Source organism: Aeromonas sp. SG16 (assembly GCF_024436135.1).
In the GTDB taxonomy this organism is placed as follows: Bacteria; Pseudomonadota; Gammaproteobacteria; order Enterobacterales; family Aeromonadaceae; genus Aeromonas; species Aeromonas jandaei.
Window position 1 is genome coordinate 155,461 of sequence record NZ_JANFNW010000007.1, and the last position, 23,600, is coordinate 179,060.

18 protein-coding genes are annotated in these 23,600 nt (G+C 62.6%); 7 read left to right on the forward strand and 11 right to left on the reverse strand.

Going from position 1 to position 23,600, the window contains the following annotated elements:
• The first annotated feature begins 112 nt into the window (after positions 1 to 112).
• Positions 113 to 526: a hypothetical protein gene (locus NOM67_RS16360; protein ID WP_104016002.1), complete on the forward strand. Its 414-nt coding sequence runs from the start codon at positions 113 to 115 to the stop codon at positions 524 to 526.
• A 55-nt stretch (positions 527 to 581) separates the two neighbouring features.
• Here the strand turns inward: NOM67_RS16360 and dmeF are convergent, their stop codons facing one another.
• Positions 582 to 1,541 (reverse strand): CDF family Co(II)/Ni(II) efflux transporter DmeF, encoded by a 960-nt coding sequence (dmeF, locus tag NOM67_RS16365; RefSeq protein ID WP_255938736.1) that lies wholly within the window; start codon positions 1,539 to 1,541, stop codon positions 582 to 584.
• A gap of 71 nt (positions 1,542 to 1,612) precedes the next feature.
• Between dmeF and NOM67_RS16370 the strand changes: the two genes are divergently transcribed.
• The 3 genes from NOM67_RS16370 (at position 1,613) to NOM67_RS16380 (ending at position 4,246) form a co-directional block, all read left to right on the forward strand.
• Positions 1,613 to 1,888 carry a metal/formaldehyde-sensitive transcriptional repressor gene (locus NOM67_RS16370; RefSeq protein ID WP_033114018.1) on the forward strand — a complete coding sequence of 92 codons (276 nt, stop codon included), beginning with the start codon at positions 1,613 to 1,615 and terminating at the stop codon, positions 1,886 to 1,888.
• Positions 1,889 to 2,056: 168 nt separating this feature from the next.
• Entirely contained in the window at positions 2,057 to 3,253 is a 1,197-nt protein-coding gene (locus NOM67_RS16375; protein ID WP_255938737.1) for an amino acid aminotransferase, read from the forward strand.
• Positions 3,254 to 3,313: 60 nt separating this feature from the next.
• A complete protein-coding gene (locus tag NOM67_RS16380; protein ID WP_255938738.1) occupies positions 3,314 to 4,246 on the forward strand; it encodes a LysR family transcriptional regulator in 933 nt (310 codons plus the stop codon).
• 17 nt (positions 4,247 to 4,263) lie between these two features.
• Here the strand turns inward: NOM67_RS16380 and NOM67_RS16385 are convergent, their stop codons facing one another.
• The 4 genes from NOM67_RS16385 to NOM67_RS16400 all read right to left on the reverse strand — a co-directional run bounded on the left by NOM67_RS16385 (position 4,264) and on the right by NOM67_RS16400 (position 7,779).
• A complete protein-coding gene (locus tag NOM67_RS16385; RefSeq protein WP_033114015.1) occupies positions 4,264 to 4,587 on the reverse strand; it encodes a DUF1820 family protein in 324 nt (107 codons plus the stop codon).
• 129 nt (positions 4,588 to 4,716) lie between these two features.
• Complete coding sequence (locus NOM67_RS16390) at positions 4,717 to 5,601, reverse strand: YjjW family glycine radical enzyme activase (protein WP_255938739.1); 885 nt, start codon at positions 5,599 to 5,601, stop codon at positions 4,717 to 4,719.
• 10 nt (positions 5,602 to 5,611) lie between these two features.
• Positions 5,612 to 7,138 carry a YjjI family glycine radical enzyme gene (locus tag NOM67_RS16395; protein WP_255938741.1) on the reverse strand — a complete coding sequence of 509 codons (1,527 nt, stop codon included), beginning with the start codon at positions 7,136 to 7,138 and terminating at the stop codon, positions 5,612 to 5,614.
• Between the two features lie 164 nt (positions 7,139 to 7,302).
• Entirely contained in the window at positions 7,303 to 7,779 is a 477-nt protein-coding gene (locus NOM67_RS16400) for a murein L,D-transpeptidase family protein (protein ID WP_033114013.1), read from the reverse strand.
• Positions 7,780 to 8,059: 280 nt separating this feature from the next.
• On the opposite strand from NOM67_RS16400, the gene NOM67_RS16405 reads away from it, so the two are divergent.
• Complete coding sequence (locus NOM67_RS16405) at positions 8,060 to 11,227, forward strand: S41 family peptidase (protein WP_255938744.1); 3,168 nt, start codon at positions 8,060 to 8,062, stop codon at positions 11,225 to 11,227.
• A gap of 15 nt (positions 11,228 to 11,242) precedes the next feature.
• On the opposite strand, the gene NOM67_RS16410 is transcribed toward NOM67_RS16405, so the two are convergent.
• Positions 11,243 to 12,541 carry a ferric reductase-like transmembrane domain-containing protein gene (locus tag NOM67_RS16410; protein ID WP_255938746.1) on the reverse strand — a complete coding sequence of 433 codons (1,299 nt, stop codon included), beginning with the start codon at positions 12,539 to 12,541 and terminating at the stop codon, positions 11,243 to 11,245.
• 306 nt (positions 12,542 to 12,847) lie between these two features.
• Here NOM67_RS16410 and NOM67_RS16415 point away from each other — a divergent pair, with 306 nt between their 5' ends.
• On the forward strand, positions 12,848 to 13,081 hold the full coding sequence (locus NOM67_RS16415; RefSeq protein WP_201967913.1) for a hypothetical protein: 234 nt from the start codon (positions 12,848 to 12,850) through the stop codon (positions 13,079 to 13,081).
• A 145-nt stretch (positions 13,082 to 13,226) separates the two neighbouring features.
• On the opposite strand, the gene NOM67_RS16420 is transcribed toward NOM67_RS16415, so the two are convergent.
• The 5 genes from NOM67_RS16420 to NOM67_RS16440 all read right to left on the reverse strand — a co-directional run bounded on the left by NOM67_RS16420 (position 13,227) and on the right by NOM67_RS16440 (position 21,531).
• On the reverse strand, positions 13,227 to 13,541 hold the full coding sequence (locus NOM67_RS16420; protein WP_255938748.1) for a PgaD family protein: 315 nt from the start codon (positions 13,539 to 13,541) through the stop codon (positions 13,227 to 13,229).
• Positions 13,528 to 14,778 carry a poly-beta-1,6-N-acetyl-D-glucosamine synthase gene (gene pgaC, locus NOM67_RS16425; RefSeq protein WP_255938750.1) on the reverse strand — a complete coding sequence of 417 codons (1,251 nt, stop codon included), beginning with the start codon at positions 14,776 to 14,778 and terminating at the stop codon, positions 13,528 to 13,530. The genes NOM67_RS16420 and pgaC overlap by 14 nt, the downstream gene beginning before the upstream one ends.
• A complete protein-coding gene (pgaB, locus tag NOM67_RS16430; protein WP_255938752.1) occupies positions 14,775 to 16,733 on the reverse strand; it encodes a poly-beta-1,6-N-acetyl-D-glucosamine N-deacetylase PgaB in 1,959 nt (652 codons plus the stop codon). Before pgaB ends, pgaC begins: the two co-directional genes overlap by 4 nt.
• Positions 16,733 to 19,117, reverse strand: coding sequence for a poly-beta-1,6 N-acetyl-D-glucosamine export porin PgaA (pgaA, locus tag NOM67_RS16435; protein ID WP_255938754.1), 2,385 nt, complete (start codon positions 19,115 to 19,117; stop codon positions 16,733 to 16,735). Before pgaA ends, pgaB begins: the two co-directional genes overlap by 1 nt.
• A 569-nt stretch (positions 19,118 to 19,686) precedes the next feature.
• Positions 19,687 to 21,531, reverse strand: coding sequence for a M3 family metallopeptidase (locus NOM67_RS16440; protein ID WP_255938756.1), 1,845 nt, complete (start codon positions 21,529 to 21,531; stop codon positions 19,687 to 19,689).
• Between the two features lie 288 nt (positions 21,532 to 21,819).
• On the opposite strand from NOM67_RS16440, the gene NOM67_RS16445 reads away from it, so the two are divergent.
• Positions 21,820 to 23,502, forward strand: coding sequence for a methyl-accepting chemotaxis protein (locus tag NOM67_RS16445; protein WP_041209044.1), 1,683 nt, complete (start codon positions 21,820 to 21,822; stop codon positions 23,500 to 23,502).
• The last annotated feature ends 98 nt before the right edge of the window (positions 23,503 to 23,600 follow it).

Sequence of the window (23,600 nt, forward strand, 5' to 3'; positions counted from 1 at the left end):
ACTTGGATCCGGCTCACAGACCCCGCGGCAATTTGGCCTCATATCTGACTAACGGTGGTCACCGGGTCGGGAAAAGCAATTTTCGATCAAGTGGATAGAGAAGGAGCAGGTGATGAAAAGGATTGAGGAACAGGCGCAACGGCTGGATCTGGAGTACCAGGCGATCGGTCAGCTGTTCGACCAGTTTTGCCAGCAGGCTGGCACCCTGGCCGAGCAGTATCACTTTTTCAACTGGCCCGACTATGAGGACTCACCTCCCCTGAGCCGTGCCTTCACTCTGCTGGGAGAGCCCCGCGAATTGCGGCTGCGCTGCCAGCCCGGTGAGCGCGGTGCCCTCAACGGTCTGCTCCAGGTGGTCGCCGAAGATGGCACCGTCGATGCGAGCCTTGGCTTTGGTGCCGACGGACAGCTGCTGCTGGAGTCCGGCAAACTGCTCGACAACCCGCCGCAGCTGTTGCTCAAGCTGCTGCTTGGCGCGGTCTGGCAACACAAGCCGCAGGAGGAGATCACCGGGCAACCGCACTGACATCAGAGACCCAACGGTGCTGAAATCAGGGGGCCAAGGCCCCCCCTGTTTGCTTTTATTCGGTAGCGATCTCGATGGTGACATGTACCAGCTCTTCATGGATGGCGAGCCGCTCGCGGATCTGGTTGGCCGACAGGGGCGCCATCATCAGCAGGGAGAGCACGCAGGCATACTGCTGCTGACCTACCCGCCAAACGTGGAAATCACGGATCTCGGTCTGTGGCAGTTCGGCAATCACCTCGCGGATCTTCGCCACCAGCGGGGCATCCATCTCGGCATCCAGCAGCACCCGGCCGGAGTCGCGCAGCAACCCCCAGGCCCACACAGCAACCAGTCCGGCACCCACTATGCCCATCAGTGGATCGAGCCAGTCGGCCCCCCACAGCATGCCCCCCACCAGCGCCAGAATCGCCAGCACCGAGGTGGCCGCATCTGCCAGCACGTGGATGTAGGCGGCACGCAGGTTGAGATCCTGATGGCCGTGGTGATGATCGTGCGAGTGATCGTGGTCGTGATGATCATCATGGTGACCATGCCCATGGCCGTGATGATGGTGGTGACCGTGATCATCCTTGAGCAGCCAGGCACATGCCAGATTCACCAGCAGGCCGACGATGGCGATGGCGATAGCCTGCTGGTAGTGGATCGGGCTGGGATCCAGCAGCCGGAATACCGACTCGAACAGCATCATGCCGGCTACCCCCACCAGCAAGAGAGCGCTGGTGAAGCCACCCAGCACCTCGATCTTCCAGGTGCCGAAGCTGAATCTGTGGTCACGGGCAAAGTGGCGGGCAGCGCGGTAGGCCAATACCGAGAGACCGAGCGCCAGTGCGTGGGAGCTCATGTGCCAGCCATCGGCCAACAGCGCCATGGAGTTATAGAACCAGCCGCCGCCGATCTCCGCCACCATCATGATGACTGTGAGCAGCACAGCCCAGCGGGTCTTCTGTTCGGCCAGCGGATTGCCTTCGTGCACCACGGGTTGGTGGCAGTGGGATGAGGCGAGGGATGACATGAATTTCTCCTGAGAACGACAATGCAATATACTATACCCCAGTATAGTTTTATCGATCGAGAGGATCCTGCATGTCACACACCATCCACGACAAGAAGAAGCTGCTGGCACGGGTGCGCCGCATCAAGGGACAGGCCGGTGCACTGGAGAGTGCGCTGGAGCAGGAGAGCGAGTGCGCCGCCATTTTGCAGCAGATCGCAGCCATCCGCGGCGCGGTCAACGGCCTGATGCTGGAGGTGCTGGAGGGGCACATGCGCGAACACCTGGGCGCCGAAGAGGCGACCCACGCCGAGCGGCTGGAGGATCTGGATCAGGTAGTGCGGGTCTTGCGATCCTATCTGAAGTAAGGCCTCAGAATGGGGCTGCGGGCAGCTCCGCATCATCCCGTTTACAGCAGACCAGTGTCGGCCCGCCAGCCCTACCCCTTTCTGACTTGAGCCCTCGCCGGCTTTACGCCATGATGAGCGCCGATCATTGATCGCCATACTCTGGATTCCATTTCGCAAGGACCCCCCATGTTTGAACACGTCGATGCCTATGCTGGCGACCCCATCCTGACTTTGGTCGAGACCTTCCACAAAGACACCCGCGAGCAGAAGGTGAATCTGGGGATCGGCCTCTATTACGACGAGCAGGGCCGCATTCCGCTGTTACCGTCGGTGCAGCAGGCCGAAGCCCAGCGCGCCGCCGCCCCGGCCCCGCGCCCCTACCAGCCGATGGAAGGCGCCGCAAACTACCGCACCGCGGTGCAGCACCTGCTGTTTGGTGCCGACCATGAAGCGGTCAAGGCGGGACGTATCGCCACCATCCAGACCATCGGCGGCTCGGGCGCGCTGAAGATCGGCGCCGATCTGCTCAAGCGCTACTTCCCGACCTCCGAGGTATGGGTCAGCAATCCGACCTGGGACAACCACAAGGCGATGTTCGAGGGAGCCGGCATCAAGGTGCACGACTACCCCTACTACGATGCGGCCACTGGCGGCGTGCAGTTCGATGCGATGATCGACTGCCTGAGCACCCTGCCGGCCAAGAGCATCGTGCTGCTGCACCCATGCTGCCACAACCCGACCGGGGTGGATCTCTCCCGCGCCCAGTGGGATCGGGTGATCACGCTGGTGGTCGAGAAGAACCTGATCCCCTTTATGGATATCGCCTATCAGGGCTTCGGTGACGGACTGGAAGAGGATGCCTACGCCATCCGCGCCATGGTGGCCGCCGGTGTCAGCTTCTTCGTCAGCAACTCGTTTTCCAAGAACCTCTCCTTCTACGGTGAGCGCTGCGGCGGCCTGTCGGTCATCTGCAAAGATGCCGAAGAGGCGAGCCGGGTGCTGGGCCAGATGAAGGCCACCGTGCGTCGCAACTACTCCAGCCCTCCCACCCACGGTGGCCAGATCACCGCGGCGGTGATGAGCCAGCCCGAGCTGCACGCCATGTGGGTCGATGAGGTGAGCGAGATGCGCACCCGCATCAAGGCGATGCGCCAGAAGCTGTTCGAGGTGTTGAGCGCCAAGGTGCCGGGCCGCGATTTCAGCTACTTCATCAACCAGCGCGGCATGTTCAGCTACACCGGCTTCACCCCGGAGCAGGTAGATCGCCTGCGCGAAGAGTTCGCCGTCTATCTGGTACGCTCCGGCCGCATGTGCGTGGCGGGCCTCAACAGCCGCAACGTCGACTATGTAGCCGACGCCATGGCCGCGGTGCTCAAGGGCTAATCCGCGCAAGCCCCGCTTTGGCGGGGCTTTTTGTCTGTTTCATTCGCTTGTGGAGTCTTTATGGATCTGATCGCACTCTCGAGATTGGGCGGTCGCCATCTGGTCACCCTGCACCTGCTGCTCGACAACCAGAGCGTCACCCGCACCGCCGAGCGGCTCTGCACCACCCCCTCTACCGTCAGCAAGACCCTCAACCAGCTGCGTGAACAGCTCGGCGATCAACTGCTCTACCGCCAGGGCAACCAGCTGCTGCTGACCCCCTTTGCCGAACGGCTGGCCCCGACCCTGCACCGACTGCTGAGCGAGCTGAGCGGACTGACCCGCCAGAACGCCTTCGACCCCCTGCAGTGGCAAGGCACCTTGCGGCTGGGATTGCGCGAGAGCGTGATGAGCTGGCCGGTGGGGCCGATCTTGGGACAGCTGATGAGAGAGGTGCCCGGTATGGTGCCGGAGATCCGCAACAAGGATGAGCAGGGGCTGGAGGCGCTGGCGGCGGGCAAGCTCGACTTCGTCATTCTGCCTCACGATCAGAGCCAGCCGCTGCCGCGTCAGCAAGGGCTGGTGTGGGAGACACTCCGGGAGGAGCAGCTGGTCTGCCTGCTGCGTAAGGATCATCCGGCGCTGGCGCAGCCATGGGATCTCGATGCTTACCTGAGCTGGCGCCACATCGCCATCCGCGACAGCGAGCTGGCCAACCCCTTCTTCGAGCAGAGTCTGGCCCAGCAGCAGGTACGTCGCCAGATTGGCGCCACCCTGCCCGATTTTGCCAGCGCCGCGGCCCTGCTACCTCACTGCGATCTCATTCTCACCGCCATCGGTGGCTGGGCGACACGCATGGCCAGCCAGCAGGATCTGGCGATCAGGCCGGTCCCGTTCGATTACGGCAAGGTAAGCCACAGTCTGGTCTGGTATGGCCCGGCCGGCGATGGTTCGGCCCGCCACTGGTTCCGCCAGCGGATCCTGCAACTGGGCCGGGAGTTGACGCCGCCCTGAACCGGGCGGCAGAGCCATCAGGGGCGTTTGGTGTAGATGGGACTGGGGAAGTGGGAGACATTGTTGCCCAGCTCGGTAATGCGAGCCGCCCCCTGTTTTTGCACCTGATCGATGCGCAGCACCTGATGCATGGGGATCATGGTGTGGCGGACATCGGCAAATTCGTTTTTGAGCTTCTCGTGGCTGGGGTCGACGATAAGCGCCGTGTGGTTATCCCACACGAAGTCGGCGATCTCGATAAAGCCGAACAGCTGACCCTGATTCACCTCGCGCACATACACTTCGTAGCGCTCGCTGTGGCAAATAAACTGAACCCGATATAACGCCTTGCTTTCACTCATGATTCTTTGTCATCGCGGGGAAGAGGATGGCCGATATTCTAGCCGCCCCAATCGCCCCCTCCAATAGACAGAAATCACAGTTGTCCGCTTTGGCGGCGCAGCCTGTCGTATTGTGGCATGACTCCGAAATCAGATTAGCGGCGGCAGCGTCACTGGCCCCAGCCCGGCCTCGCGCAAACGACTCGCCAGCTGTTCCAGCTCGTCACGGGTTGCCTCGAGCCAGCGGATCGCTTCTCCCCTCACCCCGTGGTGGCGAAAACCGTTGAGCCGGATCGGCACGGCGCCGAGCTGGTGCAGAAAATCGGCGAGACCGCGATCGAGCTGCCCCTCTGCGTCCAGAAAATCGCTCCTGCCCGGCACATGGAGCAGCCGCAACTCTGCCAGCTTGCCGTGACTTGCCAGCAACCTGAGCGAAGCCAGCACCCGTTCGCGGCCATAGCCGGTCAGGGAGAGGTGTACCGAGTCACGCCACCCCTTGAGGTCGATCATGGCGCCGTCGAGCTGCGGCAGCAGCCGCTGCCAGCCAGTCTCGGCGAGCGAGCCATTGCTGTCGAGCAGACAGCTGAGATGGGCCAGATCCGGCGCCTCCTTGATGGCGCGAAACAGGGCCGCCACGAAAGGAAGCCGGGTGGTCGCCTCACCGCCCGAGACGGTAATGCCGCTCAGCAGCGGGCCGTAGCGGCGCAGCAGGGCCAGCACGTCGGCCACCGTCATGGTAGTGGTTTTGGGATTGGCGCTGCGCGGGCAGGCCTCCAGACAGGCGTCGCAATCGGTACAGTGCGCCTCCTGCCAATGAACCTTGCCCTCCCTCATGGTGAGGGCGCCACTCGGGCAGACCGCAAGGCAGTCGCCGCAATCGTCGCACAGCCCGATAGTGTGGGGATTGTGACAACCGGGGCAGCTGAAGTTGCACCCTTGCAGGAAGAGCACCAGCCGATTGCCCGGCCCATCAACACAGGAAAAAGGCAGCACCCTGCTGACCAGGGCGCTGCGCGTCAGCAGAGCTTCATCCATCGGACTCGGCTCAGTACTGGCAGATGGTCGACTCATTGGCCACCACTCGCGGTGCCCGCTGGCGAATGGCGGTCACTTCACTCGCCTCGGCACCAAGACAGGTGGTCTGCAACCGCGACCCCTCCTCTGCGAAGCGGGCCACGTCGCTCTTGCGGATCATGTAGCCGGTCACCCGTACCAGATCGCTGTCGGCCACGTTGGCGGTGAACTCGCGCATGCCGATGGCGAGCGCCCCCTTGCAGAGCTGAAGCAGCGCCTGCGGATTCTGGCGGATGGTGGGATCCAGCGTCAGGATCTCGCTGATCCCCGAGTGGTAGTAGCCGTGGTGCGGCGCCAGCGCCAGCACATGGCTGGCCGGATCCGGCTCCTGCCCGTAGGGAATCCGTACCCCCGGGGTCACCGCCACATCGATGCTGAGGCCGCCCTGTGAGTGCAGCAGAGCGTGCCCACCCCAGGCATGGGCCTGCGGCGTCGTAGTGACATATTCCGAAAGCTGGGCCGAGATGCGATAGCCAAGCTGATTTGCCTCTTCGTCGTGGCCGTAGCGGCCAGGCAGATTCTCCTTATCCATCAGGATGTTGACCGCTTCCGCCATACCGTAGATGCCGAACATGGGGACAAAGCGATCCTCATCCAGCAGCCCCTCTTTCACCAGGAAACTGTCGAAGAAACCGGACTCCTCGTGCAGGAAGGCGGCGCGCACCGCGATCAGCTGGGACGTGAGGCGGCAGTAGTGGGGCAGCAGACAACCGAGGAAGTCATCGATCCCCTGTGCCTGCTCGGCGACTCGCTTGAGGGAGATGCGCACCAGGGTGTTGGCACCACCGGCCTGCGGCAGGGAGTTGTAGCAGCTGACAATGCCAAAACCACGCTGGTCGAAGGTATCGCGATGGATCGGGTAGTTGGCGATGTGCGGCTTGCTGCACTCGGCGATATTCTTCACCGCCAGCAGCAGCAGATCGTCGGGAGTCTGCTCCGGATCGTGGAAGAAGGTGAGGTTGGGGGCCACCTGCTTGAGCTCGTTGTCGATGCGCAGGATCAGGCGGCAGATCCGGTTGTCATCGGGGCCGATGTTGACGTGCATGAAGGCGTCCGGCAGCACCCGATCCAGATAGATCCAGAACCCTTTCAGCTTGCGGTAGAGAGTCTCGTCATCCAGCTCGCCGACAAAGGGGAGCAGCAGCTGATCGAGCCGTCCCAGCCAGACCGGCATGCCGGTGACGGAAGGAACGTGGTGATAGAGGATGCGCAGGGCATCAAGCGCTTCATCGAAATTTCGCGGCGCTGCCAGCTCCAGCCAGGCTGAGCCCTGGGTCAGGAACTTCTCGTAGTCCGGCAGCACATAGCGCGGCTTGTAGGGGGCGTGGCCCTCGAACATGTCACAGACAAATCCCTGCGCCATCGCCTCGGCCACTGCGGCAGGCAGGTCGGGGTATGGCAGCGCATTCTCGGCGGCTAGCGCCAGCGCGTGGCTCTTCTGGGCGGGAGAGAGATGGGGATCGCGCACGATGCGCTGGCAGGTTTCGGTCAAAGACATGGCAAGCTCCTTCACTGGCTGAGCCCATATCCTCACCTTTTGCAGGTTTTTTTGGAATTGACATTCATAACATGGTGGATGTCCATAAACGACATCCGAAAGGCGGGATCACATCCGCTATAAACCAACGGGGCCCGCTCGATGGAGCGGGCCCCGTTCATCAATCAGGGTTCGATGATGATGGGCGTGCCGGGCTTGACGGCCTCCCACACCTCATCCAGATCGTGGTTGAGCATGGCGATACAGCCGTTGGTCCAGTTGGAGGGCTGTACCCTGCGGTTGCCAATGCTGTTGATCTGACCGTGGATCATGATCATGCCACCCGGGTTTACCCCCTTCTCGTTGGCCGCCTTGATGTCGTCCAGATTGGGGTAGTTGATGTGGATCGCCTTGTAATAGCCGGAGTTGGTCTTTTTGTAGTCGAGGATGTAGCGACCTTCCGGGGTGCGCTGATCCCCTTCCCGCTGCTTGTGACCCTTGGGCGCCGGGCCCAGCGCGATCCAGTAGCGTTTGACCTCTTTGCCATCCTTCATCAGGGTCAGGCTATAGGTGGACTTTTTGACCACCACCATGTCGGCAGACAGGGTGGCAAAACTCAATGCGGGCCACAGCCCCAGTAAACACAGTAATACGGCTCTCATTCCATCCCTCGACAAGCCTCTGATACGGGCTTTGGTGTTGCCAAATCATCTGAATAATCTTCGCCTGCTGGCGAGCGAGCGCCATGATATTGGATCGCCATCAATACTCAATATGCGCGATAAAACATATCTTGGCACCGGTTTCGCCTGATCCCCGCTCACGTCGGTCAAATTTCAATAATTAATATTCAAAACAATAAGATAGAGTCAAACATCAGTTCTGGCGTATGACCTGATGATCGGCGATGATTACTTTTCAATCCATCGACAGGATCATGCCATGCGCTCTTCATGCCGCTTCGTCCACCTGCTGTTGTCACCCCTGCTGCTCTGGCTGCCCGCATCCTACGCAGCGGATGCGCTCTGGTTGCGCGACCCCGCCCTCTCCCCCGATGGCAAGCAGCTTGCCTTCACCTGGCAGGGACGGATCTTCATCACCAGCGCACAAGGGGGGCCGGCCAGCGCCCTTACCGGCAGTGACTATCTGAGCCAGCGCCCCATCTGGTCGCCGGATGGCAAGCAGATCGCCTTTGCCGCCAACCTCTACGGCAACGAGGATGTGTTCGTGGTGCCCGCCAGCGGCGGCAAGATGGTGCGGCTCACCCGCGACTCGCGCAACGACCTGCCGCAGGCATTCAGCCCCGATGGCAAACAACTGCTGCTGAGCAGCCAGCGGCTGACCGACCCCAATGCCGATCACTTCGTGGCCGAAGGGGTGCAGGTCAGCGCCCTCTACTGGGCGCCGGTAACAGGAGGCAAGCTGCAGGCCGATCTGCCACTGCCGGCGATCCTCGCCCGCCCGCACGGGCAGCAGCTCGCCTACCAGATGCCGTCGATGGAGCAACCCTTTCGCAAGCACCAGCACTCGTTTGCCGTCTCCCGCCTCTGGCTGTTCGATGGCAAGCAACACCGCCAGCTGACCGAGGATCGCATCGCCGCCACCGATCCGGTCTGGAGCGACAAGGGGGATACCCTCTTTTACCTGAGCGAGCGCAGCGGTGACTTCAACGTCTGGCGCCGCGATCTGGCCAGCGGCAAGGAGCAGCAGCTCACCCACTACAAGGGCAATCCGGTGCGGGGGCTGAGCGCCTCACGCAGCGGCGATCTGGTCTGGTCGTGGCTCGGGGAGCTCTACCGCCTCGATGCCGGCAGCACCGAGCCGCGCAAACTGGCCATCACACCGCAGGTGGTGAGCGAACCGGACGAGCAGAGCCAGTCCAACAATCAGGCTGACGAGATCTTGGTCAGCGAGGAGGGCAAGGAACTGATCCTGGTGAGCGAGGGGAGCCTGTTCGCCGTCGATCCCGAGCGGGAGCGGGTACGCCAGCTCACCGACTCCCCCAGCGAGCAGTCCAGCCCCCTCTTTGCCGAGAAGGAGCGCTCGCTTATCTATCTCTCCGAACAGGATGGGCCGGCCGCCCTCTATCGCCTGCGCAAAGCGGATCCGGAGCGTCTCTTCAGCGATCCGGGCCCCTTGCAGGAGAGCCTGCTGCTGGCCATTCCCGGCAAGGGGATCAGCCGTCCGGTGCTCTCTCCCGATGGCAAGCAGCTCGCCTTCGTGGTCGATGGTCAGGCCATTCATCTGCTCGATCTGGCGAGCAACAAAGAGCGCGAGCTGGTTCCGGCCAGCTTCAACCCCTCGCGCCACGAGGTGATGCTCGCCTTTGCTCCCGACTCCCGCCATCTGGCGCTCACCTTCCGCCCCGACTCGGCCCAGCAGGAGATCGCTGTGCTCGATACGGCCGATGCCAAAGCCAAACCGGTTAACGTCAGCCTCAACGGCTATCAGGACGGAGCACCAGCCTGGAGTCAGGATGGCGGCATCCTCTACTGGCAATCGACCCGCTATGGTGTGCTGGATGCCGATGGTGAACCCCTTGGCAGCAACCTGCTCGGCATCTACAGCAGCCGGGCGGCCAAGGCGGACTTTCTGGCCGAAGTGGCGCCGCCCAAGGAGGGGTATGGCTTCGAGACCGATCGCCTCTCCCATCGGGAGGCGCTGCAACTCTTCCCCAGCGGCACGCTGCTCGCCAGCCGGGTCGTCCACGACCAGCTCGTCTATCTGGTGGAAGAGGGGGGCCCCAACAACGAGAGCGAGATCAAGGGTTACTCGCTCGACCTGCGCAAGGGGGAGACCCGCCAGCTGTTTGGCGATCAGCCGGGGCCGGCCATGGCCACCCTCAATCGGGAGGCGACCCTGGCCACTCTGGTGCGGGACGGAGAGATCACCCGCATTAACCTCGACTCCGGCGAGGCGCTCAGCTCCACTTTCGAGCTGGTGCAGAGCAGGGGCCAGCACGCCCGGATGGTGGCCGCCTTTGACCAGATCGCCCGCCTCACCCGGGACGAGTTCTATCGCGACGACATGAACGGAGTGGACTGGAACGGTTATGTCACCACCTATCGCCGGCTGCTTGCCGGTATCAACAACGGCCGCGACTTCGGTGACCTGCTGGCAGAGCTGGCGGGCGAGCTGAACGTCTCCCACACCTGGGGCTATGGCCCCACCCGCTATCCCGACATGGCGGATGAGACCGCCAGTCTCGGGGGCTACTGGCAGGATGGCAAAGAGGGGGTAGTGCTGACCCATCTGCTGCCCGGTGGGCCGCTGGATCAGGAGAGCGACATCGCCGCCGGTGCCCGTCTGCTCGCCATCAACGGCAATCCGGTCGCTACTCAGGCAGAGCTCGATCGCGCCCTCAACCACAAGGCCGGGGCTCGGCTCGCCCTCACCTTCCAGCAGGCGGGGAACAAGGAGCCGGACGAGGTGGAGGTAACCGCCATCGATCAGCAGCAGGAGTACCGGCTGCAGCTCGACAGCTGGATCGCCAAGCGGCGGGATCTGGTGGCCAAGCTGAGCAAGGGCCGGGTCGGCTACGTCTATCTGCCGGAGATGAACAGCGCTGTCTATGAGGAGCTGGTGTCGGAGGCGCTCGGCCGCTTGCGCAGCAGCGAGGCGCTCATCGTCGACGTGCGCTTCAACAAGGGGGGCTATCTGGCCAATACCCTGGTTGGCTTCCTCACCGGCAGCAGCAGCGCCCACGGCATGGCCATCTCGGATCCCAAGGCGGGACAAGGCGCCAGCGATGCCGCGACCCGGCAATGGACCAAACCCTCGGTGGTGCTGGTCAACGCTGGCAGCTACTCGGAGGGCTCCGCCTTCCCCGAGTACTACCGCGCACTCAAGATTGGCCCCATCGTCGGCGAGCCGGTGCCCGGCACCGGCACCATGGTCTATGGCCATACTTCCCGCCTCATGCCCGGCCTCTCCTACGGCATTCCGACTCTGGGGCTGCGCAAACCGGACGGCACCTTCTACGAGAATCAGGAGCTGATCCCGGATCTGCAGGTGCCGCTCACCCCGGCCGATATGCTGGCCGGGCGGGATCCGCAACTGGAGGCCGCGGTACAGGCCGCCCTCAAGCAGCTGCCCGCCAACGCCAAATAACGGCGCCCATCGAGCTCAACGAAAGCGAAACAGCTCGCGATGCAGATGCCCGTCCGGCAACAGCCAGGTCAGGGCATCTGCCATCCCCTCCGGCCCGCAAAACCATACCTGCTCGGGTGCATCCTGCGCGATGCGGGCCAGATCCAGCCGCCCGGTCGCCTTGTCCAGATGCAGCTGATAGCGCACACCCGTGCGATGACAGAGCTCGGCCAACCGCTGCTGGTAAACCGCCCCCGCCAGATCCGGCGCGCACTGGATCAGGGTGATCCCCTCACCGCGCTCGCCACGGGCAGCCAGCCCCTCCAGCCAGGCCACAAACGGCGTGATACCGATCCCGGCCCCCAGCCAGAGGGCTCGCCCTCCCCCTTGCGGGGCGACAAAAGCACCATAGGGGCCGGTCACCACCACCTCATCCCCGACGCGCGCCTCTGCCACCAGCTGACGGGTATGATCCCCGAGCGCCCGTACCGCGATCACCAGCTGGCGCCGATCCGCCGACACCCGCACCAGAGTAAAGGGGTGCGGCCCCTCTTTGGCGTCAAATTCGAAAAAGGCAAACTGACCCGGGCGGTAATGGGCGAGCGGCCGCTCCAGCTGCATGGTCAGCTCGCAGGTCTGCTCCGCCAATGTGCGCACCGCAACGACCCGGCTGGGATGGCGCTTCCGCGCCCCCACTTGCCCCAGCAGGGAGTAGAGGGCCCCGATAGCGCCGATCCCGCCGATCAACCAGATCGCTACCCCAACCGGCGTCATGGCTCCGACCTGAGGCAGCAGGCAGAGCCCGTGCCCCCAACCCGCCAGATAGATGAGCGGCGCCAGTCGGTGGATCAGCCGAAAGCGGCCATAACTCACCAGCGCCAGCAAGCTCACCACCACCAGTGCGATCAGCAGATAGAAACTCCACTCCCCCAGAGTATTGCCAAGGGCATGGAGCGAGATGCCATTGCCTGCTCCTGCACCAGCTGCGGCCGCGCTGGCCCCACGCCGGGCGGGACGGCTCAGCCAACCCGCCGAGACCGCCCACTTGGGCGCCTCCACCAGCAGCCAGTGAGCGGTCAGTGCCAATGCGCCGCCGATGGCCGTCTGGCGGTGCAATCGCAACATCCGGTCCAGACCGCCACACCACACCTCCAGCCGCGGCAGGCGCAACGCCAGCAACAGCGAAATGGCCATATAGGCCATCCCCAGCAGGCCCGTCAGCAGCAACATCTCATGGCGCCAGGGCCACACCCCGTTGGCGTCCCCCGCATAACCCAGCCACCAGACTCCGACCGCCAGCAGCGGCAACAGCCACCACACCCGTTTACCCGTCATAACATGCTCCCTGGTTCCATCGCGGCAGGGCCTCATCCCTGCTCATGGTTCCAGTACAACCCCGTCCGGTCACAAGACTTTGCCAGAGGGGGAAGCTTGTGTGGCAATGTGTGACAAACGGCAACAGCAGAGGGGCCCGCCGGCCCCTCTGGTCACCCTTGCTGACTGGCCCTATCTTCATGGGGAATAGCGCAAAATCCATCTCTGCCGTGATTGACGACCTGCCAGCAGAAGGAATCAAATGGGGATGTTACATATCTGCGGCGGAAAACCTGCCGCCTACTCTTCTGGACAAGGAGTCCCCCCTTGCTTTCATCCACCGAACAACGCGTCTGCCCGAGTTGTCAGCGCGAGACCAACCATGTCGTGGTGCTGGTCGACAAATCCTTTGGCCAGCAGCTGACACCGGAGCAAAAGCGCAAGGCGTTTATCAAGGACTTCATTACCGGCTGGGCCGCCGGCCCCTTTCTGGCCAACATGGATCGCTTTGAACGCCACGTCATCTGTGAAAATTGTGGAAATAAAGTCATTGATGAATGAAGAATAAGGAGCAAAACGACTGGTTTTTTGAGGTGTCGGCGACATCAGGATGGCAAACCAGCCCGTAAAAACGCTCCGGATACCCCGCCCGCTTCGCAGCCCGTGACCGGTGATAAAAAGTGAGGGGCCGACTGGCCCCTCATGCTCACGGCGCTTTCGGGGCCGCTCGCTTGCCCATCAGCCGATGCAGCAGCTTGTTGTATTTCGCCCAGGAGTGGATCAACAGGAAGATGCCGAACAGCAGGGCCAGAAACAGTTGCCCCACCTCGATGGCATCCAGCGAACCGATAAAGCTCTCATCCTCCTCCGTCTCCAGATAGTTGAACCAGGGTTGCAGCGCCAGAAACAACCAGCCCCCCCAGGTCACCAGCAGGATCAGCAGATCCCGCAGCCGGTACTTCCAGCTGCGCCGGGCGCCGTTGCTGATGATCATCTCGTTCGCCAGCTTATGTTTTGTCACGGAACGACTCTCCCCTGTCAGGACTCTCCCACACCGCCAGCTGGCCACGGCGACGCAGGATCGCCTTGGGCACCGCCACCACCACGGTCACCAGATTGAGCAGCCAGTAGATAAGCGGATACCAGACGCACCAGATAAAGCTGCGGGCCATGCTCTTGTCGTAATGGTTGTCGATAAGGATGCTGACCCCGAACTGCACCAGACAAATCGCGGTCATCATCACCCCGCTCCACTGGAACAGGTGGCCCACCGCCAGTCCGCTCACGTCAGGCTCAATCAGCCAGATTAGCGCCAGCAGCAGCATGCTGTAGCACCAGGCAACGCTGGAGAGATACTCCAGCAGCAGCAGCCAGAAGCGGCGGTTGCGCCAGCGCATCGCCTGCAACCCGTAGCGCAGAAACACCTCGGCGCCACCCTGCGCCCAGCGCAGCCGCTGCTTGTAGAGACCGCGCACCGTCTCCGGCATCAGCACCCAGCAGAGCGCCTGCGGCTGATAGTGGATGAGCCAGCCGGCCAGCTGCAACTTCCAGCTGATGTCGATGTCCTCGGTCACCATGTCATTGCTCCAGCCGCCGACCGCCTCGACCGCCTGCTTGCGAAAGGCCACCACCACTCCGGAGACGGTGAAGACGGTGCCGTAGATACGCTGGGCCCGCTTGATGAGGCCGATGATGGAGCTGAACTCGCCGGTCTGGATCTTGCCGATGATGGTGGAGCGGGTGCGTACCCGCGGATTGCCGGTGACCGCCCCAACCCTCGGGCTCTCGATGAAGTGCTTCACCATCCAGCGCAGCGCGTCATAGTCCAGCACCGCATCCCCGTCGATGCCGACCAGGATCTCCCCGCTGGCCACGGTCAACCCGTTGTTGAGCGCCATCGCCTTGCCCTGATTGTGTTGATGGAGCACGGTCAGGCGCGGATCCTGCTGCGCCAGCCGATCCAGCCGCGCACCTGTGTCATCCTTGCTGCCGTCGTTGATGGCCAGCACCTCAAAATCGGGATAGCGCTGGCGCAGCAGGTGGCCGATGGTCTCCTCGACATTGGCCCCCTCGTTGTAGCAAGGCACCATCAAGGTCACTTTGGGGTAATAGGGGAGCTCCAGCCCCCGCTTGGCCAGCGCGATATCCCGCCGCTCCCACTGGAAGTAGTAATAGAGACCGCCACAGACCCACACCATGGCCATCAGACTGGGATAGGCCAGGGTAAAGATGGCGATCCCTTCCAGAAGCGCCTTCACCGCATCGCCTCCCCGTGGGTGGCCGCAGCGCCGCTGACAGCTACCGGCGTCGCCGGCAGCTGGGCCGGCTGAGGCTGGGTCTGCACCGAGAAGACCGGCTTGAGCACCGCCGGATCCGGCTGGTTGTTGTGAAAATCGTCCGGGTAGTAGCCAAAGTTGGTCACCCCCTTGCGCTGGATGATCTCCATCCAGCGCGCCAGCTCGGCATCGGGGATGGGCTGGTCGGTACGCCAGTTGCGGCTCTGCAGCTCGAACACCAGCCGATTGGCCGGTACCTGTGCCAGCGAATCTTCCGCCAGCCTGGCCAGCCACTCATCGGGGTTTTCTGCCTGCTCCATATAGGGCATCGCCATCACGGCGGTGTAGTCATAGGCCTTGGCAAACGCCGCCATGCTCTGGGCAAACCACTGCTGGGATTGCGGCTCGGTCACCAGCGCCGCATAGATGTTGCGGGCAGTCTTGAGGCCGTCGGATCCCCCCTGCCGGTAACGGGCAGCAGCATCGCGCAGCGCCATGGTGAAATCGATCAGCAGATCGGTCTTCAGCACCCCTTGCACCTGCAGCGCATCCGGGGTGCGAGCCAGCGGCATCGGCCCCTCGTAGTCGCTGAGGAAGGCATCGTCATGGAACAGCAGACCATCGAACTTGGTGTAAAAACCGAGATCCTCGTAGATATCCAGCAGCAGCTGACGGCTGGCAGGATCCCAGGGCGAGAGGCGCAGATACTGCCCCTTGGCCGGAGCGCCGGTACGGCTGTCGGTGACATAGGCATGGTTCGGCCCCATGTCGTAGGCCATCACCGGCATCCAGGCGAACACCTTGACCCCGGCCCGGGTCTTGAGCTGCCACGCGACCCGATTGAAGAGATCCGCCTTGACCGGCATATGACGGTTGGGGAAATAGAGCGCCTCCGCCACCCCGTCGCCATTGTCATCGGCATAGGCCTGCAGATAGACGGTGGTGATGCCGTAGCCCTTGATCCGGTCCAGCAGCATGTCGATGTTCTTGTTCATCTGCTGCGGATCCTTGTCGTAGACATAGTCCAGATCCACGTGCACCAAGCGCTCCACCTGCCGCTCCCAGGTATTGCCCCCCATGATCTCGTCCAGAGTTTCGAGGCTGGTGTCCTCCTCCAGCAGATAGCGGCGCACCGTGCTGCCCGAGTCACTCAGCTTGTTGAGCCCTTCCGCCAGGGTGAAGGTGTAGGGCATCCCCGCCGCACGGGCCAGATTCAGCGCAGTCTGGTTGAAGGCGCCGTAGGGCCAGACCAGGATCCGTGGTGCCCGACCGGTCTGCTCCCTGAGCTGACTGGCCGATGCGTCGAAGTCGGCTTTTATCCGGGCCCGATAGTCGGCCATGCTCTCGTAGCCATTCTGGCTCCAGCCTGCGGTGGTAACCGCCGGTTGCACGTTGCCCTGCGGGTTGGCGAGCAGCCCGTAGTGGGAGGTAAAAGTGTGGGAGGCCAGCTCTACCAGTCCGGAGTCCTGCATCTCGCGGATCTGCGGCCAGCCGACGAAGTAGCTGCGCGGCAGCTTGTCATTGCCGTACGGGACCATCTTGTCATCGGCCACATCCAGCCAGCTGCCCACCAGCGCAAAGACCGCCGGATAGTTGTAGAGCTTGAGCAGCGGATAGACCAGCCGGTAGAAGCTCTCGTAGCCGTCATCGAAGCTGAGCAGGATCGCCTTCTCCGGCAGCGGTGCCTTGCCCGCTTTGGCATCCAGGAGCTGCTGGAAGCTGACCGGGTGATAGCCCTGCTGTTTAATCCAGTTGAAGTGGCGGATCAGGGTGTCGCGCCGGATGGTCTGGGGATAGAGCTTGAGGTTGGGGGTCAATTTCAGATCGACGATATCGTGGTAGCAGAGCACCACGTAGTCATCGGGTTGCCGGGCGGCCTGCGTCAGCGAAGGCAGCAGTGCAAGCAGCAAAACGAAAGGAGCAAGCCAGCGTTTCATCACATGAAACTCCATTGCAGATTGGCGAAGATGAAATTTCCGAACTCGGGGTTGCCGTCATAGATGGCCTGACGGCGGCCCAGGCCATAGCCCAGGCTGAGGGCGGGAGAGAGGATCCAGTCATGGCGATAGCTGAGCTGCCACCCCTGATCGCTGCCATAGCCCTGCTGCCAGTAGTGGTTGCCACTCATGGTCAGGCTCTGCAGCAAAGAGCGACGCCCGTCCAGCGGCAGTCGATAGCGCCCCGCCAGCTCCAGCTCCAGATTGCGATCCTGCAAGGGGTTGAAGTAGTCGACCTCCACCGCCTCGTTGCGGGAGGTGGCGCCGCGCAAGGTGGTATCAAACCACCAGCGATCCCGACGCCAGAGATCCTGACGCAGCCAGCCAGAGGCCGTCAGCCGCCGGTTGCCATCGCTGATATCCATCCGCTCCAGCCGCAGTGCCCCCTCGCGGGTCTCATCCTGACGCCAGCCCAGATCGAGCTGGTATTGATCGGCGTAGTTGCTGCGCGCCAATGCCCGCAGCGGGGTATCGGCACTGTTGAGGTTGATGGCCGAGCCCAGCGTCCAGTGATCATCCAGCCGCCAGTCGAAGCGACTCCACAGATAGCCTTTGTGGTTGAGCTCGCTCCCCGTGCCCCCCTCAAGCGTCAGCTGCAGCGGGTAGAAAAAGATCTCGGCCCCCAGCCCGGTATAGGCAGCGCGTTCGGGCTGCTGGTCGAACTCGCCAAAGCTGCCCTGACGACGGACAAACAGCCGATCACCGCCATCGCTGCGAGCGCTGTAGAGGCGGCTGTCGTAGCTCCAGTCACGGCTGGCCTGCACCGAGCCCCCTTCGTTGCGGCCATGGGTCAGGTCGGTGACAAATTTCGGGGCCTGCTCCAGAGCCAGCCGCTGCTGCAACTCCTGACGATCCCGGGTCAGGTTGCCAAGGGTGCGCACGGCCTGCGGCGTGCCCTGCCAGTCGCCCTTGTCGAGCCGGGCGTTGAGGCGACCGGGCTCGGCCAGCACAGTGCGACCGGCAGGCAGCCAACGCACGGCCTGCCGATACGCCTGCTCGGCCCCGTCGGGATGACCCCGCCAGCGGCGGATATCCCCCAGTTGCAGCCAGAGCCAGGGGTTGGCAGGCGCGGTTTGCAGCCACGCTTCCAGCTGCTGCTCTGCGGCGCCCGCCTGACCACGCCAGGCCTGCAGCAAAGTTTTCAGCTGCAATACCTTCTCGTAGTCGTCGTTGGCCATCCGCATGTTGCCGGTGAAATCCCAGCGAGTCGGTGGCTCCTGCCAACCGGCCAGCAGACCCTGTGCCGCGCCATAGCGCTCGCCATCCGAATAGGCGTAGAAGCGCTTCTCCAGCAGGCGCTTGTCTTTGGCCCGTGCCGGGGTCGCCAGTTGCTGGTAAATCACGGAAGCCTCATCCACCCGTCCCAGCCCGGCCAGTGCATCGGCGCGCGCCTCCAGCACATAGTCAGGCAATGGCCCTTCGGCCTGCAGCGTAGCGGACTCCCGTTCGGCCCGGGCAAAATCGCCAAGGGCCACCAGGGTCACCACTACATCGCGACGGGCACTGATGTAGAGCACATGATCGTGAGGAGCGCGGGCCAGGATCCGCTCTTGCAGCGCCAGCGTGCGGGTCAGGGAGCGGCGGGCCAGCGCCGGATCTTCGGTCTGGGCCGAGATCCGCAGCAGATTGACCGCCTGGTAATAGTCGAGCCAGAGCCGGTCGACCGGTTTGAACAGCTTGGGGTAACGGCCCATCAGATCTGCAGCGGCAGGCCCCGCCCCCAGGCTCACGGCTACCCGATAGATTGCCAGCACCTGTTCGTGATTATCAGGTTCCAGCTCCAGCCACTGCTGACGAGCGAGCAGCTCACCCATGGGATCTTCACCTTGGCGGGCGGCATAGATGCGGGCTTCGAGGATCGCCTGATCGCGGCCAAAGTTGGCCTCATATTCACCCGCAGCGTGGCGGGCCAGCTCGCGGTTGCCCTGATCACTGGCGGTGAGAAACAGCCCGAGCCAGCCATTGCGGTTGGCAGGATCGCGTCCCTGCAGGATGCGGTAATAGCTGATCGCCTCGGAATAGCGCTTCTCGTCGCGGGCGGCACGGGCCACCCCTTCCAGCGTACTGTTGCTGATGGGGCTGAGCTCGCACGGCTCACAGGCGGCCTGCGCCCCCTTGCGATCACCCCGCCACAGCTGCACGGCAATCAGGTCATCGAGCACCTTGCCATCACCACTTTGTCGATAGAGCGCATCCAGCCCGTGCGCTGCCGCATCCAGCTCTCCCGCCCGGGCCTTGATCACCCAGGCTTCACGCACTCTGTCCACCTCACTGGCGCACACCAGCAGGGGCAGCAGCGCCAACATCAAAAAGATGCGATTCATTCGCAACATACCACCCATAACAAACGCTGGTCGTATCGTCCCTGCACGGCCATGCGGATATACACACCCGTCCGCTCCTGCCTGACGAGCAAGAGGGCTTCCTGACTTGTGTGCTGATTTCGAGGGTGAAAGGCGGGCAGTGGGCCAGCACCTTTCCTATGTGCGGCCCAGCCATCTCCGGGCGGAGATCTGAGGCTTTCCGAACCCGATTCACATCGGGGGTGGCAAGGAGGGCGATTCTGCAACTGTGGACAATTTAGTCAACACAGGCAGATGGGAATGGTTCTCAAGCGGGTGAATAGAACAATCTTTATGCACAAAGATAACTACAGAAAACACTATTAACAAAATAAACAAAAACCCGAGGCGATAAGGTTCCATGAGCTTATGACCTGCTCTGCATGAGCATATTCATATGAATACATATTTAATCTGAAATCCGCATACCAAAAGCATTATGCGACAGTCTGTGTCGTCAACATTTCTACAGCTGCATCAGCCATAGCCGCGAACATACATCAAAACCACGCCAAGAGTGCCCCCGGCTCAAAAACCGGGAGCATTCCAGCTTACGCAACAGAGGCTCGTGCGCTGTGGCTCAGGATCCACGCCTCGAAATCGGCCAGCATGCGGGTTTCCGACTCGCTGTTGTCGGCGATAAGTTCGGCGCCGTGTACCACCCGGATATGGGCGTCGAGAGGGCTTCCCTCACCCGCCGCGGGGCGCTGCTGCGCGGCGACCATGCAGGCTTGCGCCAGTTGCCACGCCTCGGCGGCGCTCAGGTTGCACGCCTCGGCCAGCGGCACGGCACTGAAGCCTTCACCGGTCAGGCTGCGCAACGTCTCATCGTGAGTCATGCCGTTGCCCGGCCCCCAGTAGTGGGCAGCCAGATCCGGCCCGATGCGCGGGTTGTCGGTAAGGTAGCCATCACGCTTGAGGAAAAAGGCGCGGGTCTGCTCCACCGCCATCAGCGCCAGCAGGTAGCCGTGATAGGCGCAGGCCGACTCCTGATTAAGGAGGTGCGGAATGGCCAGCAACGGGCGCGGGCTCTCGACCCCGAGGATCTTGCGCTCCCACTTGCGGGCCAGTACCAGCACCGCCTCGGGAGTGCGTTCAGCCTCATCCATGGCGTAGAGATCCCGCTCGAAGTAGGCCACCAGCGCGATCTGGCGTTCGTTAAAAGCGCGAAACGGCTGACGCGCTTCGATCATCTCCTTGATAAGCGCATCGGGGATCGCCTCTCCTGCCGCATTTCTGGCGTAGCGTTTGAGCCAGTCGGCATCGTCCAGCAGGCTGTCACAGAACATCGACTGGGTCTCGGCATAAGCCATGGAGGTGGGCGGGAACTCTTGGGAGAAGCAGGGGGCGTTGCCGGTGACATTGGCAAAGTGCGCAGCGTGGCCCCCCTCGTGGAACAGGGTGTTGAGGCCACTCCAGCCGCTGCCCACCTGCGCCGGATCGGCCAGGCTGGTGAAGTTGACCACAGCAGGTATCCACTCACCCTGCTGGAAGAAGCTCGGTACCGGGCCATGACAGAAGCCGTTCTCGTATTTCCCCTCCCGGGTCAGCAAGTCCAGGGTGAGGGTCGCCCCGCGATACTGGATGCCGAGCCGGCGGAAGCTCTCGACCCAGTCCCGCAGCGCCCGCGAGAAGGGCACGTAAGGATCGAGCTGGCGGGTCACGTCGCCACTGACGAAGTAACGCAGGTTGTGGGACAACAGGGCCACCTCCCCCTTCGCCGCTTTCAGCTCGACGAGGCTTTGCTGCAGCCGAGCATCGGTACGGGCAATGAAGTCGTCGAGGATGGCGAACAGCTGATCCGGGCTCATCTGTTCGTTCTTGCGCACCTTGTAGGCGAAGTAGTCGCGATAGCCCATGGCGCGCGCAAAGCGGTTGCGCAGCGCCACCACCTCGAGAAAACCATTGCCGACCACCCACTGCTCCAGGGTGTGGAACATGGCGATGGCGCTTTGGCGCACTGCCTCGTTCGGGCTGGCGGCCAGCGAGGTGCTGGCGGCGGGCAGGCTGCCAGCCACCAGCTGGCCCTGCTCATCCAGCAGGGTCAGTTTCAGACCTTTGCGGCGGGCAAACAGATCCGCCTCGGCAGCCACAAGCTGATCCATCAGGGCGGCGGCAACGGGATCCTCGATGACGTTGCACTCGAAGAAGGCGATCCAGCCCGCCAGACCCCGTTGTAACTCCTCATCTTCGGCAAGGGCGTGCATCTTGCGCAGTTCCGGCAACCGCTCCGGATTGGCGCAAAAGGCCTTGTAGGCCTGCTCGGCTGTGGTAAATCCTGCCTGATCGTCGCTGGTGCCCATGTAGGTGGCCCAGAACAGATCCTCCTTGCGTCTGTGAACCTGCAGATAGTCGCGATTGAGCTGGTCAAAATACTCTCTGGCAATCGAACTCATAAATTCCCTCTTGTCGCAGGAGCGCTCCGGATGGCCCCTGTTCTGGTTGGTGAAATGCCAAGCTATTCACATTTTTCGGCAAATCGTGCGAAGAAAGCCTTTTCAACATACTACCCGAAAGCGGGCTGTAACCTCTGCTGACTATACTGATGTTAAAACGCTCATTTAAACAGGCTCGCCAAGCCACTGAAAGTAAATGAATTGTTAAATGAGACGTTCAGCAAGAGAGATAGAGGCTACCGCTGTATCGAGCCACCATAACATCAACGGGATAACGAGGGGTTAGTCATGTTCAAGCTCGGTGATATCACCGTGAGCCGCAAATTGATTTTGCTGCTCACGGTTGCGTTTGTCGGTTTCGTGTCACTGCTGCTCATCTCCGCCAACGCACTCCAGCGCAATCTGATGAGTGAACGGGAAGCGCGACTCAATGCCGTGCTGGGACAGGCCATGAGCCAGATCCAGTTTCTGGCCAGCACCCTGCCGGCAGAGCAGGCGCAGCAGGAGGCACGCAAGCTGCTGACCAATATGCGCTTTGATGGCAACAACTATTTGTTCGTCATCGACGAGAGCCGCAAGATGCTGGTGCATCCCATCCGGCCCGAACTGGTCGGCCAGACCATGGGAGAGGGTTCGGGCGCCACCGCAGGGCAGTTCTGGTTCCAGATGGTCGACATCGCCCGTGGCGGCAAGCAGGGAACCCTGCAATATATCTGGACCGGCCCGTCTGGGGAAACCGCTGACAAGCTCTCCATGGTCTCTGGCTATCAACCCTGGGGCTGGATCCTCGGCACCGGTATGCTGCTGCAGGACATCCACCAGACCATCTGGGCCCAATACATGAAGATGGGCAGTGCCACCGCCATCGTCATTGTGCTGATGGGGCTGCTGGGCTGGCGCATCACCCACTCCATCGTCTCCCCGCTCAACCAGATCAACCACGCCATGCAGCGGGTCGCCAGGGGCGATCTGGTGGTCACTATACCGGTGCAGGGCAAGGATGAGCTGGGCATGGTGGCAAGCTGTACCAACCAGAGTCTCGATGCCATCCGCCACGCGCTGCTGGAGGCAAGTCAGGGGGCCCGCAACGTGGCCGATGCCGCCCTGCGCATCGCCGCCTCCGCCGAGCAGACCAATCAGGCGGTCACCAACCAGCGGGATCAGCTGGCCCAGCTCGCTACCGCCATGAACGAGATGAGTACCACCATCTCTGACGTCGCGGGTCATGCCGAGAACACTGCGCGCGACACCCAGGAGGCGACCGGTGAGGCTGGCCTCGGCAACCGGGATGTGCACGCCAGCGTGAACGGCATCAAGGCGCTCGCCAGCGAAGTGGAGCAGGCGACCCAACAGGTCAATCAGCTCAAAGAGGGGGTCATGCAGATCGGCGAGGTGACGGCGGTCATCAGTGCCATCTCGGATCAAACCAACCTGCTGGCCCTCAACGCTGCCATCGAGGCAGCCCGCGCCGGCGAGCAGGGCCGCGGTTTTGCCGTGGTGGCCGACGAGGTGCGCCAACTGGCCAGCCGCACTCGCCAGTCCACCGAAGAGATCCAGAGCACCATTGCCCAGCTGCAACAACGGGCCGTCAGTGCAGCCAATGCCATGGATGCCAGCCGCAAGCTGGCGGAGAGCAGCGTCGATCAATCCCAACAGGCGGGCCAGGATCTCACCCTGATCGTCAACCACATCCAGCATGTGAGCGACATGGCGACCCAGATCGCCACCGCCGCCGAGCAGCAGAGCATGGTGGCCGAGGATATGAACCGCAACGTCAGCGGCATCAACGACTCGGCGCTGGAGATGTCCCAGTCCGCCTCGCAACTGGCGCAGGAGAGCGAACTGCTGGCCGGTCTCTCCCGCAGCCTTGATGAACGGCTTGCGGTGTTCAAACTGGGCAAGGAGTCAGCTACAGCGCCAATGATGGCTCCTGTGTCTCCCCCCTCCGGAGAGCAGCGCGCCCGTCATTGATGGCGTCAACCCGTGTCGCCTTGTCACCCGACCTGCCAGCCCAGCTGGCAGGTTTTTTTACGCCGACAACACGCAATCAGCATGCACCTTATCGGCAT

Bases quoted from the DNA above. Each gene is read 5' to 3' on its own strand.
- NOM67_RS16360 (WP_104016002.1), top strand. From the start codon at position 113: ATGAAAAGGATTGAGGAACAGGCGCAACGGCTGGATCTGGAGTACCAG.
- dmeF (WP_255938736.1), bottom strand. From the start codon at position 1,541: ATGTCATCCCTCGCCTCATCCCACTGCCACCAACCCGTGGTGCACGAA.
- NOM67_RS16370 (WP_033114018.1), top strand. From the start codon at position 1,613: ATGTCACACACCATCCACGACAAGAAGAAGCTGCTGGCACGGGTGCGC.
- NOM67_RS16375 (WP_255938737.1), top strand. From the start codon at position 2,057: ATGTTTGAACACGTCGATGCCTATGCTGGCGACCCCATCCTGACTTTG.
- NOM67_RS16380 (WP_255938738.1), top strand. From the start codon at position 3,314: ATGGATCTGATCGCACTCTCGAGATTGGGCGGTCGCCATCTGGTCACC.
- NOM67_RS16385 (WP_033114015.1), bottom strand. From the start codon at position 4,587: ATGAGTGAAAGCAAGGCGTTATATCGGGTTCAGTTTATTTGCCACAGC.
- NOM67_RS16390 (WP_255938739.1), bottom strand. From the start codon at position 5,601: ATGGATGAAGCTCTGCTGACGCGCAGCGCCCTGGTCAGCAGGGTGCTG.
- NOM67_RS16395 (WP_255938741.1), bottom strand. From the start codon at position 7,138: ATGTCTTTGACCGAAACCTGCCAGCGCATCGTGCGCGATCCCCATCTC.
- NOM67_RS16400 (WP_033114013.1), bottom strand. From the start codon at position 7,779: ATGAGAGCCGTATTACTGTGTTTACTGGGGCTGTGGCCCGCATTGAGT.
- NOM67_RS16405 (WP_255938744.1), top strand. From the start codon at position 8,060: ATGCGCTCTTCATGCCGCTTCGTCCACCTGCTGTTGTCACCCCTGCTG.
- NOM67_RS16410 (WP_255938746.1), bottom strand. From the start codon at position 12,541: ATGACGGGTAAACGGGTGTGGTGGCTGTTGCCGCTGCTGGCGGTCGGA.
- pgaB (WP_255938752.1), bottom strand. From the start codon at position 16,733: ATGAAACGCTGGCTTGCTCCTTTCGTTTTGCTGCTTGCACTGCTGCCT.
- pgaA (WP_255938754.1), bottom strand. From the start codon at position 19,117: ATGAATCGCATCTTTTTGATGTTGGCGCTGCTGCCCCTGCTGGTGTGC.
- NOM67_RS16440 (WP_255938756.1), bottom strand. From the start codon at position 21,531: ATGAGTTCGATTGCCAGAGAGTATTTTGACCAGCTCAATCGCGACTAT.
- NOM67_RS16445 (WP_041209044.1), top strand. From the start codon at position 21,820: ATGTTCAAGCTCGGTGATATCACCGTGAGCCGCAAATTGATTTTGCTG.